This window comes from Kitasatospora sp. NPDC054795 (assembly GCF_053611565.1).
Genome location: NZ_JBSHAP010000157.1, coordinates 1 through 20398 on the forward strand (window position 1 = coordinate 1; position 20398 = coordinate 20398).

15 protein-coding genes are annotated in these 20398 nt (G+C 73.2%); 10 read left to right on the forward strand and 5 right to left on the reverse strand.

Annotated elements, in window-relative coordinates; genetic code table 11:
- Positions 1 to 29: 29 nt before the first annotated feature.
- Both ACWGJO_RS36355 and ACWGJO_RS36360 read right to left on the reverse strand, forming a co-directional pair.
- On the reverse strand, positions 30 to 2252 hold the full coding sequence (locus ACWGJO_RS36355; protein WP_452189969.1) for a helix-hairpin-helix domain-containing protein: 2223 nt from the start codon (positions 2250 to 2252) through the stop codon (positions 30 to 32).
- A gap of 59 nt (positions 2253 to 2311) precedes the next feature.
- Positions 2312 to 3292 carry an aldo/keto reductase gene (locus ACWGJO_RS36360; RefSeq protein ID WP_452189970.1) on the reverse strand — a complete coding sequence of 327 codons (981 nt, stop codon included), beginning with the start codon at positions 3290 to 3292 and terminating at the stop codon, positions 2312 to 2314.
- A 239-nt stretch (positions 3293 to 3531) separates the two neighbouring features.
- Between ACWGJO_RS36360 and ACWGJO_RS36365 the strand changes: the two genes are divergently transcribed.
- Positions 3532 to 4578: an LLM class F420-dependent oxidoreductase gene (locus ACWGJO_RS36365; RefSeq protein ID WP_387692975.1), complete on the forward strand. Its 1047-nt coding sequence runs from the start codon at positions 3532 to 3534 to the stop codon at positions 4576 to 4578.
- Positions 4579 to 4643: 65 nt separating this feature from the next.
- Here ACWGJO_RS36365 and ACWGJO_RS36370 read toward each other — a convergent pair whose 3' ends face one another.
- A complete protein-coding gene (locus tag ACWGJO_RS36370; RefSeq protein WP_452189971.1) occupies positions 4644 to 5624 on the reverse strand; it encodes a magnesium and cobalt transport protein CorA in 981 nt (326 codons plus the stop codon).
- A 139-nt stretch (positions 5625 to 5763) separates the two neighbouring features.
- Here ACWGJO_RS36370 and ACWGJO_RS36375 point away from each other — a divergent pair, with 139 nt between their 5' ends.
- The 6 genes from ACWGJO_RS36375 (at position 5764) to mshC (ending at position 11563) form a co-directional block, all read left to right on the forward strand.
- Positions 5764 to 6456, forward strand: coding sequence for an MSMEG_4193 family putative phosphomutase (locus ACWGJO_RS36375; protein WP_387692979.1), 693 nt, complete (start codon positions 5764 to 5766; stop codon positions 6454 to 6456).
- Positions 6457 to 6652: 196 nt separating this feature from the next.
- A complete protein-coding gene (locus ACWGJO_RS36380; RefSeq protein ID WP_452189972.1) occupies positions 6653 to 7219 on the forward strand; it encodes a DUF3090 domain-containing protein in 567 nt (188 codons plus the stop codon).
- 44 nt (positions 7220 to 7263) lie between these two features.
- Positions 7264 to 8061: an SCO1664 family protein gene (locus ACWGJO_RS36385; RefSeq protein ID WP_359901268.1), complete on the forward strand. Its 798-nt coding sequence runs from the start codon at positions 7264 to 7266 to the stop codon at positions 8059 to 8061.
- Between the two features lie 144 nt (positions 8062 to 8205).
- Complete coding sequence (locus tag ACWGJO_RS36390) at positions 8206 to 9135, forward strand: AraC family transcriptional regulator (RefSeq protein ID WP_452189973.1); 930 nt, start codon at positions 8206 to 8208, stop codon at positions 9133 to 9135.
- 124 nt (positions 9136 to 9259) lie between these two features.
- On the forward strand, positions 9260 to 10090 hold the full coding sequence (locus ACWGJO_RS36395) for a dioxygenase family protein (protein ID WP_359901216.1): 831 nt from the start codon (positions 9260 to 9262) through the stop codon (positions 10088 to 10090).
- Positions 10091 to 10333: 243 nt separating this feature from the next.
- A complete protein-coding gene (gene mshC / locus ACWGJO_RS36400) occupies positions 10334 to 11563 on the forward strand; it encodes a cysteine--1-D-myo-inosityl 2-amino-2-deoxy-alpha-D-glucopyranoside ligase (protein ID WP_452189974.1) in 1230 nt (409 codons plus the stop codon).
- Positions 11564 to 11636: 73 nt separating this feature from the next.
- On the opposite strand, the gene ACWGJO_RS36405 is transcribed toward mshC, so the two are convergent.
- Together ACWGJO_RS36405 and ACWGJO_RS36410 are read right to left on the reverse strand one after the other, a co-directional pair.
- Positions 11637 to 12590 (reverse strand): PAC2 family protein, encoded by a 954-nt coding sequence (locus tag ACWGJO_RS36405; RefSeq protein WP_359901210.1) that lies wholly within the window; start codon positions 12588 to 12590, stop codon positions 11637 to 11639.
- Between the two features lie 343 nt (positions 12591 to 12933).
- The gene (locus tag ACWGJO_RS36410) at positions 12934 to 14028 is read right to left on the reverse strand and encodes a hypothetical protein (protein WP_452189975.1); all 1095 of its coding nucleotides are present in this window, start codon (positions 14026 to 14028) and stop codon (positions 12934 to 12936) included.
- Positions 14029 to 14170: 142 nt separating this feature from the next.
- Between ACWGJO_RS36410 and metH the strand changes: the two genes are divergently transcribed.
- The 3 genes from metH (at position 14171) to ACWGJO_RS36425 (ending at position 20354) form a co-directional block, all read left to right on the forward strand.
- Entirely contained in the window at positions 14171 to 17683 is a 3513-nt protein-coding gene (metH, locus tag ACWGJO_RS36415; protein ID WP_452189976.1) for a methionine synthase, read from the forward strand.
- Positions 17684 to 17823: 140 nt separating this feature from the next.
- Positions 17824 to 18528 carry an HAD family hydrolase gene (locus ACWGJO_RS36420; RefSeq protein ID WP_359901201.1) on the forward strand — a complete coding sequence of 235 codons (705 nt, stop codon included), beginning with the start codon at positions 17824 to 17826 and terminating at the stop codon, positions 18526 to 18528.
- Positions 18529 to 18827: 299 nt separating this feature from the next.
- Positions 18828 to 20354 carry an ABC transporter substrate-binding protein gene (locus ACWGJO_RS36425; protein WP_452189977.1) on the forward strand — a complete coding sequence of 509 codons (1527 nt, stop codon included), beginning with the start codon at positions 18828 to 18830 and terminating at the stop codon, positions 20352 to 20354.
- Positions 20355 to 20398 lie beyond the last annotated feature (44 nt).

The window sequence follows — 20398 nt, forward strand, 5'->3', positions numbered from 1 at the left end:
GCCACGGCGGGCCGCCGGCCGGACGCCGCTCAGTACTCGGAGGCGGCGGCGTTCTCGGCGAGGATCGCCCGCAGCCGGGTGGTGCGCGGTTGCGCCGGGCGCTCGGCGACGGCCTGGGCCAGCGCCGGGCCCGCCGCGTGCACCACGGACAGGTGCCGCTCGCCGCGGCCGAAGGCGGTGTAGACCCACTGCCGGGTGAGCGCCGGGGCGGCGTCCTCCGGGAGCACCACGACCGCGCCGGGCCAGCGCCGGCCGAGCGCCTGGTGGACGGTCAGCGCCCAGCCGTGCCGCAGCCGTGCGGCCTCGGCCGGCGGGACGGTCCGGTGCGAGCCGTCCGCGTACTCCAGGTGCAGACCGGCGGCGTCGCCGTCCAGCACCCGGGCCGGGCGGGTGATGCCGGGAGCGGGGGAGTCGACCACCCGGTCGCCCGGGTCGAAGCCGCCGAAGCGGCCGGGGCCGGGGTTGAGCCGGGCCTTGGCGGCGGCGTTCAGCGCGCGGGTGCCGGCCGGGCCGCCGTGGCCCGGGGTGAGCAGCACCACCTGCTCGGCCGGGATGCCCAGCGCGCGCGGAATGGAGTCGGTGAGCAGCTGGACGGCGCGGTGGACGGCCTCGCCGGCGTCCTTGGCGGTCAGGATGACCACCTCCTTGTCCGGCGCCTCGACCGGCTGGAGCTCGCCGACGCCGATGCCGGAGACCAGTTCGCCGATCGGGCCGAAGTCCGGGGTGCGGGAGGAGACCGCCGGGCAGGCCTTGGCGGCCAGCAGGTCGGCGAAGAACCGGCCGGGGCCGGCCGACCAGAGCTGGCCCGGGTCCCCGCTGAGCACCAGCCGGGTGCCGTCGGCCAGCGACTCCAGGACGATGGCGGCCAGTTCGACGTCCAGCAGCGGGGCGTCCAGCACGACCAGCAGGTCCAGGGCGAGCGTGCCGTCCGGGGCGCGGCCGGGGCCGGCGGCACCGGAGAGCAGCTCGGCGAGGGTGACCACGGGGGCCTCGGCGCCGGCTCCCGCCCGGGCGAGTGCGGCGAAGGAATCCCGGCCCTGGTCGGTCCAGGTGGCGGCCCAGGCCCGCAGCCCGAGGCCGCGGGCGGCGGCGACCAGTACGGCCGGCTCGGCGCGGGCCGCCTCGCCGCCGGTGTGCAGCACCAGGGCGTGCTCGGCGACGGCCTTGATCAGGGCGGTCGAGGAGGAGGACGGCGCCGCCTCGGCGGCGGCCGCCCAGGCGGCCGGGCCGGGGGCGACGGGGGGCTGTTCGGCAGTGGCCTCGGTGGCCTCGGTGGCCTCTGCCGCTGCCTCCGCGTCGGTGGCCGCCTTCCCGGATTCGTCGGCGTCCTCGGACCCGTCGGCAGCCCCGGCCGCGTCCTCGGTCTCCTCGGCGTCCTCGCCCGGCACAAAGGTGGCCATCAGCTGGAGCAGCTTCTCGGCGAGGCTGTCCTCGGCCATCGCCAGCCCCGCCAGGGCGAGCAGCGTCCGGGTCGGCGCCTCGTCCTCCTCGTCGCCCCCCGCCGCGTGAGCCTCGGGGCCGGTCAGCTCCTCCTGGAAGGACAGCACTCGCCCGTCCTCGACGGCGGCCTGGATCGCGCTGGCCGGCTCCGGCATCCGGAGCCGGTCGAGCCCGACCGCCACCTCGGCGAGTTCCTGGGCCGAGTGCCCGCGCAGCGCCGCCTGCTCCAGCAGCCACGGCACCAGTGCGCGGGCGCGGCGCTCGTCGCCCGGGCCGGCTCCGGGGCCGAGCAGCTCCCGGGCGAAGCCGTCCGCGTGCTCGGGCCGGACGCCGGGCAGGCCCAGCACCGCCCACGGGTCCTTGCGCAGTCGTGCGGGTGCCTCCTCGCCGAGCGCGGCTACGGCGGCGGTCGCCAGGTCGGCAGGGGCGCCGCCGGCGGTCAGCACCTCGACGGTGGCGCGGAGCACCTCGTCGCGCTGCCGGTCGGACACCACCGGGGCGGGTGCGGCCGGGGCGGTAGCCGGGGCCGGAACGGGGGTGGCCGGGACAGGGGCGGCCGGGACCGGGGCCGGAGCGGCCGGCTCCGACTCCCCGGGCTCCGACCCTCCGGGCTCCGGGGCCTCCGCCTCCGGGGCGTCCGCCATCGAGGCCTCCGCGCGGGCGGCACCCGCCCGTGCGGCACGATCCGCGGCGTCCTCCGGCTGCATTTCGCGGATCCGCTGGGCCAGCTCCGCGAACTTCGCGGCCTTCGCCTCCGGGGTCAACCGGGCTCCGGCGGTCACCTCCGGAGCGCCGTTCCCCGTGTCAGTCATCGTCGTCCGCTCCAAAGGTCACTCCACTGCAGGTTCTGCTCGACAACCCGGGCCGGGCGTCACAGCTCGGTCCACCCCTGGTCCGGGTAGTGGTGCACCGGCGACGAGATGTCGTCCAGCGCACCACGGATCTCATCCGGAAGCGTAAGCGCCTCCACCGACAGTGCCGCCTGCAGCTGGGCCACCGTCCGGGCCCCGACCAGGGCGCTCGCCACCCCGGGCCGGTCCCGGACCCAGGCCAGCGCGACCGCCAGCGGGCTGCTGGCGAGCCCGTCGGCGGCGGTGGCGAGGGCGTCCACGATCCGTCGGGAGCGCTCCCCGAGGTACGGCTGGACGAACCCGGTCAGGTACGGCGAGGCGCCGCGCGAGTCCTGCGGGACGCCGTGCCGGTACTTGCCGGTGAGCACCCCGCGCCCGAGCGGCGAGCCGGCCAGCACCCCGACCCCGGCGTCCAGAGCGGCGGGCAGCGCCTCCCGCTCGATGCCGCGCTGCAGCAGCGAGTACTCCAGCTGCGCCCCGGCCAGCGGTGCCCGCCCGTGGTGGGCGTGCTGCCAGGTGGCGGTCTTGGCGAGCTGCCAGCCGCTGAAGTCGCAGACCCCGACGTAGCGGGCGCGCCCGGAGGAGACGGCGATGTCGAGGGCGCTGAGCGTCTCCTCGACCGGGGTCGCCGGGTCGAAGGAGTGCACCTGCCACAGGTCGACGTGGTCGGTGCCGAGCCGGCGCAGCGAGGCGTCCAGGGCGGCGAGCAGGTGGCCGCGCGAGCCGTCGAAGCGGCGGGCGGACTCCGGGACGCTGCCGGCCTTGGTGGCGATGACGAGTTCGGAGCGGGGGATCAGGCTGTCGGTGAGCCGGGAGATCAGGTGCTCGGCGCCGCCGTCCGCGTACACGTCGGCGGTGTCGATCAGGTTGCCGCCGGCGTCGACGAACTCCTTGAGCTGCTCCGCTGCCTCGTGCTCGTCGGTGTCGCGGCCCCAGGTCATGGTGCCGAGGCCGAGCCGGGAGACCTGCAGGCCGGTGCGGCCGAGGTGACGCTTTTCCATCGGACGGGCCCTTCCCTGGCCGGTGGCCCCGGGAGGCCCGGCAGCCCTGTGAACGCGCAGGTGGGGAGAGCGCTCCCCACGTCGGCTGAGCGTAGCGGCCGGTGCGCGGGCAGAGGTGCCGACCCGCAGAACGATCAACACCACGGTGTGACCCAACCCACTCCTACCCGTCAGTAGCATGTTCGGCGCAGGCACGGCTACCCTCGCTGGCAACCCCAACCCACTGGAAGGTGCGGCAGATGCGACTCGGGATCAACCTCGGCTACTGGGGGCTCGGCATGGACGCCGACAACATCGCCGTCGCCCAGGAGGCGGACCGGCTCGGCTACTCGGTCTGCTGGGCGGCGGAGGCGTACGGCTCGGACGCCGCGACGGTGCTCAGCTTCGTCGCCGCGAAGACCGAGCGGATCGACGTCGGCTCGGCCATCTTCCAGATCCCGGCCCGCACCCCGGCCATGACCGCGATGACCGCCGCGACCCTGGACACCCTGTCCGGCGGCCGGTTCCGGCTCGGCCTCGGCGTCTCGGGCCCGCAGGTGTCCGAGGGCTGGTACGGCGTGAAGTTCGACAAGCCGCTCGCCCGCACCCGCGAGTACGTGGAGATCATCCGCAAGGCGATGTCCCGCGAGCGCCTGGTGCACGAGGGCGCGCACTGGACGCTGCCGCTGCCCGGCGGCCCCGGCAAGCCGATCAAGCTCACCGTGCACCCGGTGCGCGAGCACATCCCGCTGTACATCGCCGCGATCGGCCCGAAGAACCTGGAGCTGACCGGTGAGATCGCCGACGGCTGGCTCGGCATCTTCTTCTCGCCCGAGCACGCCGCGCTCTCCGTCGACCCGCTGACGGCCGGCCGCGCCAAGTCCGGGAGGACGCTGGAGGGCTTCGACCTCTGCCCGACCGTGAACCTCGCGGTCGGCGAGGACATCAAGGCCGGCGTGGACGGCCTGCGCTCGTACGCCGCGCTCTACATCGGCGGCATGGGCAGCAAGGAGAAGAACTTCTACAACCAGCTCGCCCGGCGGATGGGTTACGAGCAGGCCGCCGACGAGATCCAGGAGAAGTACCTCGCCAGGGACTACGCGGGTGCCGCGGCCGCCGTCCCGCACGACCTGATCGACGCCACCTCGCTGATCGGCGACACCGCCAGGATCGCCGACCGGATGCAGGCCTACGCCGAGGCGGGCGTCACCACGCTCACCCTGGCCCCGTCCGGATTCACCCTGGACGAGCGGATCCTGGCGCTGCGCACCGGCGTCGAGGCGCTGGAGCGCGCCGGACTGGCCTGACGGGACAGCACGGACGGGACGGACGGGACGGGCCCGACGAACCGGACGGCCGGTCGGGAGCGGCACTACAGCCAGTCGTGCCGCTTGAACACCCGGTGCAGCACCATGCAGACCACCACCATCAGCACCAGCACCGCCGGGTACCCCCAGACCTGGTGCAGTTCGGGCATGTGGTCGAAGTTCATCCCGTAGATGCCCGCGATCATCGTCGGTACGGCGGCCAGCGCCGCCCAGGCCGAGATCTTCCGCATGTCGTTGTTCTGCTGGACGCTGACCTGCGCCAGGTTGGCGTTCAGGATGTCGGACAGCAGCCGGTCCATGCCGTCCACCTGGTCGTTCACCCGGGCCACGTGGTCGGCGACGTCCCGCAGGTAGGGCGCGGTCTCGGGGCGGACGAAGCGGGCGCCGCGCTCCAGGGCCAGCATCGGTTCCAGCAGCGGTCCGGTGGCCCTGCGCACGGACATCACCTGGCGCTTGTAGCCGTAGATCCGGCCGGCGGTGTCGCGGCCGACCCGGCCGGGGGAGAAGATGTCCGCCTCCAGCTCGTCCAGGTCGGTCTGGAGCGCGGTGGCCACCTCCACGTAGCCGTCCACGACGGTGTCGCAGACCGAGTGCAGCACCGAGCTGGGCCCGTAGCGCAGTTGCTCGGGATCCTGCTCCAGGGCGGCCCGCAGGCCGCTGAGCGGGCTGTCCTCGCCGTGCCGGACGGTCATCACGAAGTCCGGGCCGAGGAAGACCATCACCTCGCCGACCGTCACGACGTGACCGCCGGGGTGGTAGCCGAGGGTCTTCAGGGTGACGAACAGCGAGCCCTGGTAGGCCTCCACCTTGGGGCGCTGGTGGGCGCTGACGGCGTCCTCGACGGCCAGCGGGTGCAGCGCGAACTCCTTGCCGACGTGGTCGAGTTCCTCGGCGGTGGGCTCGAACAGGCCTATCCAGACGAAGCCGTCCGGACCGGCCGCGCGGGCGGCGGCGAGCGCACCGGCCAGGTCCGCGGGGGCCTCGACCCGGTGGCCGTCGTGATAGGCGGCGCAGTGGACGATCATGCGGGCCATTGTCACCCGAGCGGGGCCGTTCGGCACGGACCCGGGTGGTGCCCGGTGCCCCGGCCTCCCGGTGGCCGGGAGGCGACCGGGCGGAAGAACCGGGGCCCACGGCCGGGCCCGGAAGCCGTAGGCTGACCCCATGCCCACCCTGCTGCTCGTCCGTCACGGCCGCTCCACCGCGAACACCGCCGGAATCCTGGCCGGTTGGACCCCCGGCGTGGACCTCGACGACACCGGGCGCGCGCAGGCCGCCGCCCTGGCCGGCCGACTGGCGGGCATCCCGCTGGTGCAGGCGGTCAGCAGCCCGCTGGAGCGCTGCCGGCAGACGTTGGAGCCGCTGCTGGCGGTCCGGCCCGAGCTGGGCGCGCCGACCGAGGACGAGCGGCTGGGGGAGTGCCACTACGGCGACTGGACCGGCCGCCCGCTGGCGGAGCTGGCCAAGGAGCCGCTCTGGCGCACCGTGCAGGACCACGCCGCCGGGGCCGCCTTCCCCGGCGGGGAGTCGCTGCGCGAGCTGAGCCACCGCACGGTGGACGCGGTGCGCGAGTGGAACCGGAGGATCGCCGCCGAGCACGGCGAGGACGCGGTCTGGATCGCCTGCTCGCACGGGGACGTGATCAAGGCCGTGGTGGCCGACGCGCTCGGGCTGCATCTGGACCACTTCCAGCGGATCAGCGTCGAGCCCTGTTCGGTCACCGCGATCCGCTACACCCCGCAGCGGCCCTTCGTCCTGAGGATGGGCGACACCGGCGACCTCGCCTCGCTCGCCCCCCGGCCCCACCCGGCCGCGGCCACCCCGACCGGTGACGCGGTGGTCGGCGGCGCCGTCTGAGGCACGCCGCCGACGGGCCGTCCGGGGCGGCGCCGTCCGGGGCGGCACCGTCGGTTCCCCGGGTGCCACCCCGCCCGCGGCCGTCGGCTCGGCTCCCCGGCCGGAGCCCGAAGGTCGTAGGGTGACTTACGAGTCCATCCGGCCGCGATCCGCCCCCGGCGGTACCGCGCCGACCGACACGATCCGGAGCGAGAGCGTGCCCCGTCAGGTCTACTTCTACGACCAGCCCGAACGGTTCGTGGCCGGCACCGTCGGCCAGCCCGGCGCCCGGGCGTTCTACCTTCAGGCCAGTGCCCGGGGCCGGATCACCAGCGTGCTGCTGGAGAAGACCCAGGTCGCGGCGCTCGCCGAGCGCATCGAGGAGGTCCTGGACGAGGCGCTGCGGCGCAGTGGCGGAGACTCCGCCATCCCGGCCGCCGCCCCGAAGGACCTGCTCGACACCGCCCCGCTGGACCTCCCGCTGGAGCAGGAGTTCCGGGTCGGCACCATGGCGCTGGCCTGGGACAGCGTGGACAGCTGCCTGGTGGTCGAGGCCCAGGCGCTGGTCGAGGACGAGGAGGAGGACGCCGCCGAGGCGGTCTTCACCGACGACGAGACCGGCCCGGACATGCTCCGGGTGCGGCTGTCCGGCGCGATGGCCCGGGTCTTCGCCAAGCGCGCGCTGGACCTGGTCGCGGCGGGCCGCAAGCCCTGCCCGTTCTGCAACCTGCCGCTCGACCCGGAGGGCCACCTGTGCCCGCGCGCGAACGGCTACCGGCGCTGAACACCGACACCCCGCCGCAGGCCGACCCGGCGGCCGCCGCAGCGCTGGCCGCCGACGTGCCCACCGCCCTCGCGCTGCTGCGCCAGGGCGGCCTGACCGTGCACGGCCGCCTCACCGAAGCCTCCAACGCCGCGCTGTACTGCACGGTCGCGCACGGCTCGCTGAGCGCGCAGGCCGTCTACAAGCCGGTGGCCGGCGAGCGCCCGCTGTGGGACTTCCCGGACGGCACGCTGGCCGGCCGCGAGGTCGCCGCGTACGAGCTGTCCGCCGCGACCGGCTGGGCGCTGATCCCGCCCACCGTGCTGCGCGAGGGCCCGCACGGGCCCGGCATGGTGCAGCTGTGGGTCGAGCCGGACCCGGGGGCCGAGCCGCTGCTCGCGCTCCAGGACCCGCGCGGCCCGGAGCAGGGCTGGCTGCCGATCGTCCGGGCCGAGGTCGAGGGCGGGCGGACGGCGCTGCTGGTGCACCACGACGACCGGCGGCTGCGCCGGCTCGCCGTCCTGGACGCGGTGCTCAACAACGCCGACCGCAAGGGCGGGCACCTGATTCCGGCCGCCGACGGCCGGGTGTACGGCATCGACCACGGTGTCACCTTCAACACCGAGGACAAGCTGCGCACCCTGCTCTGGGGCTGGGCCGGGGACCCGCTGCCCACCGAGGCGCTGGAGGTGCTGGCCCGGCTGGCCGAGCAGCTGGACGGCGAGCTCGCCGAGCGGCTCGCCCCGCACCTGACGGCGGCCGAACTGGACGCGACCCGGGCCCGGGTGGCCGGGCTCCGGGGCTCCGGCCGGCATCCGCTGCCGCCCGAGGACTGGCCGGCGATTCCCTGGCCGCCGGTGTAGCCGGGGGTGCGGCCCGGGGGTGCGGCCGGGGGTGCCGACCGGTCCTCGCCGCCGGCCGCGCGAGCGCCGGCGGTCCGGTCCGGTCCGTGAAAACGGCGACAGATGGTCTGGACCTGTGCCCGGAACGGGTCGCACACTGCTCCGATGGATGTGCGACGGACCACCCCCACCCCCCGGACCGCGCCGGACCTGCCGTTGCACCGGTTGCAGGTCCCGCTGCCCCAGCTGCTCCCCTTCGCCATCGGCAGTTTCGACGCGATCGGCCCGCTCTCGCGGGCCGGCTTTCCCCACCGGCACTCGTTCTACGAGATCGTCCACGTCACCGGCGGCCACGGCGCCCACGTCCTGGACCTCGTCCACCGGCCGCTGGCGCCACCGCAGTTGTGCGTGATCACGCCCGGCCAGGTGCACTACTGGGCGGACGCCGAGGAGCTGACCGGCCAGGTCGTCCTGTTCAACGAGGACTTCCTGCTCGGCCACCCCCAGGACCTCGCCGCCCTGCGGGCCCTGGCCACCCGCCCGGCTCTCGCGCTCGGTGAACAGGCCGGGGCGATCACCGCGCTGCTCGCCGACATGGAGCACGAGTACCGGACCAGGGCGCCGGGCTACCAGGGTGTGCTGCGGGCCAGCCTGCACATCCTGATCGTCCGGGCGCTGCGCGCCTGCGCCCCGGCCGACCGTCCGACGGTGCCCAGCCGCCCGGCCGAAGTGGCCGCCGCCTTCACCCGGTTGATCGCCCGGCCCGGCGGGGTGCGGCACTCGGTGGCCTCCACCGCGCAGGAACTCGGCGTCTCCCCGGGGCATTTGCAGACCCTGGTGAAGCAGGCCACCGGCCGGACCCCTGGAGGTCTGATCCGCCGGCAGCAGACCCTGGAGGCCAAACGGCTGCTCGCCTGCACGGATTTGACGATCCGTCAGGTTTCGAAGGAGGCGGGCTTCGTCGACCCGGCGTACTTCTGCCGGTTCTTCCGCCGGGAGACCGGGATGACCCCGGGGGAGTTCCGGGCCAGGGTCGACGGAAATCACCACGATCCCCGGATCATGTCCATCGCGGTCGCGCCGGACGGCCCGTAACTTTGCTGCTGGCCACCGGTGGCCGGCCCGGCGCGCACGGACGGGCGACCGGTCCGGCCCTTGTCATGCCCCCACCATGGCAAGGGCCGCCCCCACCCCCCGCCTCACGAGAAGGAGACGGCGCATGCCCACGCCCGACGGCATGATCAGCCGCAAGACCGTACTGAAGGCCGCCGCCGCGCTAGGGGCTGCTCCGCTGCTGGTCGGCGGCGGAGTCGCACTGGCCCGGGACCGGATCGACAGCGGCGAACCGATCGGCTTCACCCCCGAGTGCCACGACGGGGACGCCCCCACCGTCGAGCAGATCGAGGGTCCGTACTTCAAGCCCAACTCCCCGCTGCGCAGCTCGATGGTCAACGACGGCCCCGGCACCCGCCTGGTGGTCAGCGGCTACGTCTTCGGCCGCGCCTGCCGGCCCATCTCCGGCGTGCTGCTGGACTTCTGGCAGGCCGACAACGGCGGCAACTACGACAACGTCACCTACACCTTCCGCGGCCACCAGTTCACCGACGCCAACGGGGCGTACAAGCTGGACACCATCGTGCCCGGCCTCTACCCGGGCCGCACCCGGCACCTGCACGTCAAGCTGCAGGCCCCCGGCCGCTCGATCATCACCACCCAGCTGTACTTCCCGGGCGAGCCGCGCAACAGCACGGACAGCATCTACGATCCCCGGCTGCTGATGAACGTCCGCCAGAACGGCCAGACCCGCGAGGCCAGTTTCGACTTCGTGCTGGACGTTCCGCAGACCCCCGGCACGCCGAGCCCGTCGCCCACCGTCACCCCGACCGGGGGGCCCAGTACGCCGCCGAGCGGCACCTGGGCCGCGGGCACCGCGTACAAGGCGGGCGACCGCGTCACCTACTCCGGCGTGTCCTACACCTGCCTCCAGGCGCACACCGCCATGGCCGGTTGGGAGCCGCCGAACGTGCCGGCCCTCTGGCAGCGGTCGTAGCGGCTCCGACCGCGTCCCCCGGGGCGCCGGGCGCCCGGTCGGCGGCAGGGCCGACCGGGCGCTCAACCACGTCCGGAACCGGGGCCGGGTCCCGGGCCGCGCCCCGCCTCCTGGCCGGCTCCGCGCCGCACCGGTTCCGTGCGATACCAGTCGGAAAACCGCCGGGCAATGGCAAGAAGCGAATCCAGTCGATCTTTCGTACTGGTTAGGCTTTCAAATGTTCGCAAGGTTAAAGTTGTTTCCATGCATGCCTGGCCCGCCTCCGAGGTTCCCGACCTGCCTGGTCAGGGGCTCCCCCTCCGTATCCACGACACCGCTGCGGGCACCGTCCGCGAGGTGGTGCCGCAGGACGGCACCGCCCGGATCTACGTCTGCGGCATCACCCCCTACGACGCGACCCACATGGGCCACGCCGCCACCTACAACGCGTTCGACCTGGTGCAGCGCGTCTGGAAGGACGCCGGCCACGACGTCCTGTACATCCAGAACGTCACCGACGTCGACGACCCGCTGCTCGCCCGCGCGGTCGAGACCGGCCAGGACTGGACCGACCTCGCCGAGCGCGAGACGGCCCTGTTCCGCGAGGACATGACCGCGCTGCGCATGCTCCCGCCGGCCCACTACATCGGCGCCGTCGAGTCGATCCCGTGGATCGTCCCGATCGTCCAGAAGCTGCTGGCCTCCGGCGCCGCCTACCGGCTGGACGGCGACATCTACTTCTCGGTCGACGCCGACCCGCGCTTCGGCGAGGTCTCCGGCCTCACCCGCGAGGCCATGCGCCCGGTCTTCGCCGAGCGCGGCGGCGACCCGGACCGCCCCGGCAAGCGCAACCCGCTGGACGCCCTGCTCTGGCTGGCCGCCCGCCCGGGCGAGCCCGCCTGGGACACCGAGCTCGGCCACGGCCGCCCCGGCTGGCACATCGAGTGCGTCGCCATCGCCCTCCAGTACCTCGGCATGTCCTTCGACATCCAGGGCGGCGGCAGCGACCTCTCCTTCCCGCACCACGAGATGGGCGCCGCGCACGCCCAGGTCGCCACCGGCGCCCACCCGTACGCCAAGGCGTACGTGCACGCCGGCATGGTCGCCCTGGACGGCCACAAGATGTCCAAGTCCCGCGGCAACCTGGTCTTCGTCTCGGTACTGCGCCGCGAGGGCGTCGACCCGGCCGCGATCCGCCTGGCGCTGCTCTCGCACCACTACCGCGCGGACTGGGAGTGGACCAAGAGCACCCTGGACGAGGCCGTCGAGCGGCTCGCCCGGTGGCGTGCCGCGGTCTCCCGCCCGGACGGCCCGGCGGCCGGGCAACTGCTCGCCGAGGTGCGCGAGGCGCTCGCGAACGACCTGGACACGCCCGCCGCGCTGGCCGCGGTCGACCGCTGGGCGGACCGGCAGGAGGCCGAGGGCGGTACCGACATCGGCGCGCCCGGCCTGGTGACCCGCACCGTGGACGCCCTGCTCGGCGTCGCGCTGTAACCCGCACCCCGCAGCACACGCCGAAGGGGCGTCAGGACCAGGTGTCCCGACGCCCCTTCGGCGTGCGGTGCCGCTACTCCTCCTCGGCGCCGTCCTGGCTCTCCCGGGCGCCGCCCGGCGCCTCCGGATCGGCCGGCCGCTCCGCCGTGGCGTGCCCGGACACCGGCTTCTCGCCGGTCGGCCCGACGTTCTCCCGGCGGCGCAGGTAGCGCTCGAACTCGCGGGCGATGGCGTCGCCGGAGGCCTCCGGCAGCTCCGCGGTGTCCTGGGCCTCCTCCAACTGCTGGACGTACTCGGCCACCTCGCTGTCCTCGGCGGCCAGCTGGTCCACGCCGAGCTGCCAGGCCCGGGCGTCCTCGGCGAGCTCGCCCGGCGGGATGCGCAGGTCCAGCAGGTCCTCCAGCTTGTTGATCAGGGCCAGCGTGGCCTTGGGGTTCGGCGGCTGCGAGACGTAGTGCGGCACCGCCGCCCAGAGCGTCACGGCCGGCACCCCGGCGTGGGTGCAGGCCTCCTGGAGCACCCCGACGATGCCCGTGGGGCCCTCGTAGCGGCTCTCCTCCAGGTCCAGCCGGCGGGCCAGCTCCGGGTCGGAGGTGACCCCGCTGACCGGCACCGGGCGGCTGTGCGGGGTGTCGCCGAGCAGCGCGCCCAGGATCACCACCAGCTCGACGCCCAGCTCGTGCGCGAAGCCCAGCAGCTCGTTGCAGAACGAGCGCCAGCGCATGCTCGGCTCGATGCCGCGGATCAGCACGACGTCCCGGGTGGTCGGTTCCGTCACCCGGATCACCGAGAGCCGGGTGGTCGGCCAGGTGATCCGGCGGATGCCGCCGTCCAGCCAGACCGTGGGCCGGTTGACCTGGAAGTCGTAGTAGTCCTCCGCGTCCAGGGCGGCGAACACCTTGCCGCCCCAGGTCTCGTCCAGATGCGCCAGAGCCGCGGAGGCGGCGTCGCCCGCGTCGTTCCAGCCTTCGAAGGCGCAGACCATGACCGGGTCGATCAACTCGGGAACATCTTCCAGCTCGATCACCCAGCGTCTCCCTCCGGTCGGCGGTCGGACCTGCGCCGCCCCGGCTGGCCTGCCGGGGCGCCGACGGGCCGGCTGCCGACTGTCGAACCTCTCGTCTCCCGTGGAACGTCTCGCCCCACGGTCCCTACCTGCCCAGCCTACGGGCTTTGATGCGCACCGCGGCCGGGCACCGGGACAGTCTGGGGGAGCGGGCGGCCGCGATCCACCGGATATCGGCGACCCCGGGGCTGACGGGCCGTCAGATGTCCGGTGGGGGCGAAGGGTGTTCGATTCGCGACGGAACGTGACGGCCGTCCGGGCGCGGCCGGGACGCACGGGCCCGCCGGAGGGCCGTCCGGGCGCGCTACCCGATGTCCACCCAGCCGCTGCGGTACGCCGCCCAGTGCTCGGGCAGCGAGGCGAAGTCCACGTACAGCGCGACGCCGAAGTTGGCCCGCTGCCGGCCCTCCCGGCCCAGGCCCAGCCGCACGCCCCGGACGGCGGCCCGGACGGTCTCGGCGTCGCCCCAGTGGCCCCACTTGTCGTCCCAGTAGAAGGGCAGGCCCATCAGCAGGTCCACGTCGGCCGGGGTGGCCCGCAGGGCGAGCTCGGTCTGCCGGGCGACGTAGCCGCCGTACAGCGGCTCGGTGGGCATCGAGGTGTCGTAGGTCATCACCGCGATCTGGTCGACCCGGCGGGCGGTCTCGGTGAAGTACGCCCCGTCCCACCACTTGCCGTGGTCGGTGAGCAGGATGCCGGCCGTGTGCAGGCCCGGGACCGGGTCGATCTGCGGGGCCGCCACCGACAGCTTGGCGCCGCGCGCCGCGGTGACCGGCCGGACCCGGTCGAGCAGGGCCAGCCAGCCCGGCGAGCCGGGGCGGATCGGCTCCATGTCGAAGTGCACGCCGTCGAAGCCGAGGTCCAGCACCTGGCCGGCGGAGGCGGTGACCCGGTCCCTGGTGGGGCCGTCCTCCAGGTCCAGGGCGTCCTTCTCCGGCTTGACCTCGTCGCCCAGCCAGCCCTGCAGCCGCACGCCGGGCAGCGCCCGGTGCACGGTGTCGGTGAACCAGCGGCCCCGGGGGTGGACGGCGGGCGGCAGCGAGCCGTCGTGCTCCAGCGGGCCGGTGTGCACGTAGAGGTCCCGGATGCCGGTGCCGGCCAGCTGCCGGACCAGTGCGGCCACGTCGGCCTCGGTCTTGCGGCCGTCCACCCAGGCGTGGCCGAGCCAGAGCGCGTCCCGGCCCCGGGTGCGGGCGTCGGCGGCGGGTTCGCCGGTGTAGTGCAGCCGGAACATCACGAACGCCGAGCCCAGCGCGGCCGGGGGCAGCGCCGCCACCAGCGCCAGGACCAGCAGTGCCCGGCGCCACCGGGACCATGCCCGCCAGCGGTTGCGCAGCGCGCGGAACGGGGCCCCCAGGGCCCGACCGGCACGCTGCGCGGAGGTCCGGTATCGGGCCACGCGCTTGCTCCCCCCTTGCGGTCGAGCGCTCAGGATACGGAACGGACGGCGGGCCGACCCGTCGGCCGGATACGCTGGCCACGTGCGGGCCCGATCAAGCGGGTCCGCAAAGCCGACAGCCGTCGCACCAGGGAGAAGCCCCATGGCCACAGCAGCCACCCCGTCCATCACTCAGCAGAGCCGCGCGAACGCGTTGCGTGAAGCGCTCGCCACCCGGGTGGTGGTCGCCGACGGTGCCATGGGCACCATGCTCCAGGCGCAGGATCCGACGCTGGAGGACTTCCAGAACCTCGAAGGCTGCAACGAGGTCCTCAACGTCACCCGCCCGGACATCGTCCGGTCCGTCCACGAGGCCTACTTCGGGGTGGGCGTGGACTGCGTGGAGACCAACACCTTCGGCGCCAACTTCAGCGCGCTCGGCGAGTACGAGATCGCGGAGCGGATCTTCGAGCTGTCCGAGTCCGGCGCCCGGATCGCCCGCGAGGCGGCCGACGCCCACACCGCCGCCGACGGCCGCACCCGCTGGGTGCTCGGCTCGATCGGCCCCGGCACCAAGCTGCCGACCCTCGGCCACGCCCCGTACGAGACGCTGCGCGACGGCTTCCAGCGGAACGCGGCCGGCCTGATCGCCGGCGGCGCCGACGCGCTGCTGGTCGAGACCAGCCAGGACCTGCTGCAGACCAAGGCCGCGATCCTGGGCTCCAAGCGGGCCCTGGCCGAGGCCGGGCTGGACCTGCCCGTGCTGGTGCAGGTGACGGTGGAGACCACCGGCACCATGCTGCTCGGCTCGGAGATCGGAGCCGCGCTCACCGCGCTGGAGCCGCTGGGCGTGGACTACATCGGCCTCAACTGCGCGACCGGCCCGGCCGAGATGAGCGAGCACCTGCGCTACCTGGCCAAGAACGCCCGGATCGGCCTGTCCTGCATGCCGAACGCGGGCCTGCCGGTGCTGGGCAAGGACGGCGCCCACTACCCGCTCTCCCCGGCCGAACTGGCCGACGCCCACGACGTGTTCACCCGCGAGTACGGCCTCTCGCTGGTCGGCGGCTGCTGCGGCACCACCCCCGAGCACCTGCGCCAGGTGGTCGAGCGGGTCCAGGGCCGTCCGATCGCCCCGCGCGACCCCCGGCCCGAGCCCTCGGCGGCCTCGCTCTACCAGGCGGTGCCGTTCCGGCAGGACACCTCGTACCTGGCGATCGGCGAGCGCACCAATGCCAACGGCTCGAAGAAGTTCCGCGAGTCGATGCTGGCCGGCGACTGGCAGGCCTGCGTGGAGATCGCCCGGGACCAGATCCGGGACGGCTCCCACCTGCTGGACCTCTGCGTGGACTACGTCGGCCGCGACGGCGTCGCCGACATGAAGGAGATCGCGGGCCGGCTGGCCACCGCCTCCACCCTGCCGATCGTGCTGGACTCCACCGAGCCGGAGGTGCTGCGGGCCGGCCTGGAGGCGCTCGGCGGGCGCGCCGTGCTGAACTCGGTGAACTACGAGGACGGCGACGGCCCGGACACCCGCTTCGGCCGGATCGCCTCACTGGCCCGCGAGCACGGCGCCGGCCTGATCGCGCTGACCATCGACGAGGACGGCCAGGCCCGCACCGCCGCGAAGAAGGTCGAGATCGCCGAGCGGCTGATCGCCCAGCTGACCGGCGAGTACGGCGTCGACGAGGGCTCGATCCTGGTCGACTGCCTGGCGTTCACCCTGGGCACCGGGCAGGAGGAGTCGCGCCGGGACGGCATCGAGACCATCGAGGCGATCCGCGAGCTCAAGCGCCGCCACCCGAACGTGCAGACCACCCTCGGTCTGTCCAACATCTCCTTCGGCCTCAGCCCGGCCGCCCGCATGGTGATCAACTCGGTCTTCCTGAACGAGTGTGTCGAGGCGGGCCTGGACTCGGCGATCGTGCACGCCTCCAAGATCCTGCCGATGGCGCGGATCCCCGAGGACCAGCGCGAGGTCGCGCTCGACCTGGTGTACGACCGCCGCAGTGAGGGCTACGACCCGCTCCAGAAGCTGCTGCAGCTGTTCGAGGGCGTCTCCTCGTCCTCGGTCAGGGCCTCCAAGGCGGAGGAGCTGGCCGCGCTGCCGCTGGAGGAGCGGCTCCAGCGGCGGATCATCGACGGCGAGCGGAACGGCCTGGAGGCCGACCTCGACGAGGCGCTGACGGAGCGCCCGGCGCTGGAGATCGTCAACAGCACCCTGCTGGCGGGCATGAAGGTGGTCGGCGAGCTGTTCGGCTCCGGCCAGATGCAGCTGCCGTTCGTGCTCCAGTCGGCCGAGGTGATGAAGACCGCGGTGGCCCACCTGGAGCCGCACATGGAGAAGTCCGACGACGAGGGCAAGGGCACCATCGTGCTGGCCACCGTCAAGGGCGACGTCCACGACATCGGCAAGAACCTGGTCGACATCATCCTGTCCAACAACGGCTACAACGTGGTCAACCTGGGCATCAAGCAGCCGGTCTCGGCGATCCTGGACGCCGCGCAGGAGCACCGGGCGGACGTCATCGGGATGTCCGGCCTGCTGGTCAAGTCCACCGTGATCATGAAGGAGAACCTGGAGGAGCTGAACCAGCGCAAGCTGGCGGCCGACTTCCCGGTGATCCTCGGCGGAGCCGCCCTGACCCGCGCCTACGTCGAGCAGGACCTGCACGAGATCTACGAGGGCGAGGTCCGCTACGCCCGGGACGCCTTCGAGGGCCTGCGGCTGATGGACGCGCTGATCGCGGTCAAGCGCGGCGTGCCCGGCGCCACCCTGCCGGAGCTCAAGCAGCGCCGGCACGCCCGGGTCGAGGTGGAGGAGCCGGAGCCCGAGGTCAACCTCGGCCAGATCCGCTCCGACGTCACGGTCGACAACACCGTGCCCGTCCCGCCGTTCTGGGGCGACCGGATCGTCAAGGGCATCCCGTTCGCGGACTACGCCTCCTGGCTGGACGAGGACGCGCTGTTCAAGGGGCAGTGGGGCCTGAAGGCCGCCCGCGCCGGCGACGGCCCCTCGTACGAGGAGCTGGTGGAGACCGAGGGCCGGCCGCGGCTGCGGGCCTGGTTGGACCGGCTGCAGACCGAGGGCTGGCTGGAGGCCGCCGTGGTCTACGGCTACTACCCGGCCAACTCCAAGGGCGACGACCTGATCGTCTTCCACGAGGACGGCACCGAGCGCACCCGCTTCACCTTCCCGCGCCAGCGGCGCGGGCGCCGGCTCTGCCTGGCCGACTTCTTCCGCCCGGAGGAGTCCGGGGTGCGGGACGTGGTGGGCCTCCAGGTGGTCACCATGGGCAACCGGATCTCGGAGGCGGCCAACGAGCTGTTCGCCGGCAACTCCTACCGGGACTACCTGGAGCTGCACGGCCTCTCGGTGCAGCTGGCCGAGGCGCTGGCCGAGTTCTGGCACGCGCGGGTCCGCTACGAGCTGGGCTTCTCCGGCGAGGACCCGCAGGACGTCAAGGACATGTTCGCGCTCAAGTACCGCGGCGCCCGCTTCTCGCTCGGCTACGGGGCCTGCCCCGAGCTGGAGGACCGGGCCAAGATCGCCGACCTGCTGAGGCCGGAGCGGATCGGCGTGGTGCTCTCGGAGGAGTTCCAGCTCCACCCGGAGCAGTCCACCGACGCGATCGTGATCCACCACCCGGAGGCGAAGTACTTCAACGCCCGGTAACGCCCGGTTTCCACCGCGTTCGCTCTTTCCGGACGAAGCGGGCGTATCCTTGATGATCCTGAACGGGCCGGTCCGCTCACCTGCGGGCCGGCCCGTGCCTTCCCCGGGGCCGCCCCGGGCCTGCCGGAAGGACCCCTGCCATGACGACCAGTCCCACCGCCACGCGCATCCTCGACCACGGGGACGACCGCGGGCTCCAGGCGGTGCTGCTGGACATGGACGGGACGCTGGTGGACACCGAGGACTTCTGGTGGCAGGCCGAGGCCTCGCTCTTCGCCGAGCTGGGCCACGAGCTGGACGAGGCGGACCGCGCCCACGTGGTCGGCGGCCCGATGGCCAGGGTGATGGAGTATCTGGTCGCCCGGACCGGGGCGGACATCGCGCCGGACGACCTCGGCGTGCTGGTGAACCAGCGCTTCGTCGATCTGCTGGCCGGCGGGGTGCCGCTCATGCCTGGCGCCGAGCGGCTGCTCAACACCCTTGCCGCGCACGGCATTCCGGCCGCCATGGTGTCCGCCTCGCACCGGCACGTGATCGACATCGTGCTGCGCTCGCTGGGGGCCCACCACTTCGCCTTCACCATCGGCGGGGACGAGGTGCCGCGCACCAAGCCGTTCCCGGACCCGTACCTGGAGGCGGCCCGGCGGCTGGGCGCGGAGCCGTCCCGCTGCGTGGTGATCGAGGACACCCCGACGGGGGTGCGGGCGGGCGAGGAGGCCGGCTGCCCGGTGATCGCGGTGCCCTCGGTGGCGGCGATCGAGCCGGCCCCGGGGCGGCTGGTGCTGTCGTCACTGGAGCAGGTCGACCTCGACCTGTTGCGTTCCCTGGTCGCTTCACGGGTGTGATTGTCGTCTCATTGCGACCCCGCCCTACTGGCCGGTAAACGGCCCGGCGGGCCCCCGGAGCGAAGTCGCCGGGGGAGAAAACGGTCATTGGCTGACAACTCGTCTGGCGCGCCGTGATGCCCTGAACCGCCGTGTCCCAAACGTCATCTGCTCGGGTATCGGTCGTGCGTGTTCGATATGGCACGCTACTCCAGTTCGTGCCACCCAAAAGGACGCGCCTCGTGAAGACTTCAGCTGAACGCCTGGCAGTACTCGGTTGCGCCGGTCTGGTCGCCGTGTCGGTAACGGGTTGCGGATCGGTGACCGACGTGGTCAAGGGGGGCGGCGGCAAGTCGATCACCATGGGCACCAGTCAGCTGACCGGTGTCCTGGACCCGGCCGCCGCCTACGACTCCGGCTCGTGGCTGCTGCTGCGCAACACCTTCCAGTCGCTGCTCACTTTCCAGGCCGCGGCCAGCTCGCCCTCCCCGGACGCCGCGCAGGCCTGCGAGTTCACCGGCAGCGACGCCACCGAGTACCACTGCACCCTGAAGCCGGGCCTGAAGTTCTCCAACGGGCACCCGATGACGGCCCAGGACGTGGTCTTCTCGATCGAGCGCACCAAGAAGATCAACGACGCGAACGGCCCGGTCGAACTGCTCGACTCGATCAAGTCCGTCGAGGCCAAGGGCGACAACGAGGTGCTATTCCACCTCTCCGCGCCCGACGCCACCCTGCCGGCCAAGCTGGCGAGCCCGGCCGGCGCCATCGTGGACCACCAGGTCTACCCCGCCGACAAGCTCGTTCCCAACGACAAGCTGATCGGCTCCGGCCCGTACCGCATCGACTCGGTCGAGAACCTGAACGGCGGCAAGCAGCTGGGCAAGGTCGTGATGTCGGCCAACGACAAGTACGGCGGCGAGGCCAAGCTGCGGAACAACAAGTTCACCGTGCGGTACTTCGACAAGTCCGAGGACCTGAAGGCCGCGCTGGACAAGAGCGAGGTCGACCTCACCGACAACAGCCTGGAGCCGAACACCGCCGCCCAGGTCCGCTCCGACCAGCAGGGCGGCAAGACCGACCTCCAGGTGACCGAGGGCGACAGCAACGACACCCGTTCGCTGGTCCTCAACACCAAGGACCCGCTGATGAGCAACGTCGCCGTCCGCCAGGCCGTCGCCCAGATGATGGACCGCAAGGCGCTGGCCCGCGACGTCTTCGCCCGCACCGTCCAGGCGCTCTACTCCATGGTCCCGGCCGGCCTGCCCGGCCACACCACGGCCTTCTTCGACCGCTACGGCGACCAGGACGTGAACAAGGCGAAGAAGATCCTCGCCGACGCCAAGGTCCAGACCCCGGTCAAGTTCACCCTCACCTGGTCCCGTTCGCGGGCCGGCAGCAACGAGGCCGAGACGCTGAAGAAGCAGCTGGAGACCGGCGGCCTCTTCCAGGTGACGCTCGCCCAGGAGCCGGACTGGGACTCGTACCGCAAGGGCTGGACCGAGGGCAGGTACCAGGCGTACGTCATCGGCTGGTTCGCCGACTACCCGGACCCGGACAACTACCTCGCCCCGCTGCTGATCAACGGCGGTGCCTACCACCACGGTTGGGACGACCCGCGGATCAGCGGAAGGCTGGTGCCGGAGGGTCTCAAGCAGACCGACCGCAGCGCCGCGGCCGCCACCTACGCGCAGATCCAGCAGATCGAGGCCGACAACGTGCCGCTGATCCCGCTGTACCAGAACAAGTCCTTCTTCGCGGCCCGCTCGTACATCACCGGCGTCGAGACCACCGTCGACACCACCGGCTACTTCCGCTTCTGGGAGATCGGCCGGACCAACAAGTAGCGCCCGCAGAACGGCGGCCCGTCCGCTTCCCCGTTACCGACGGG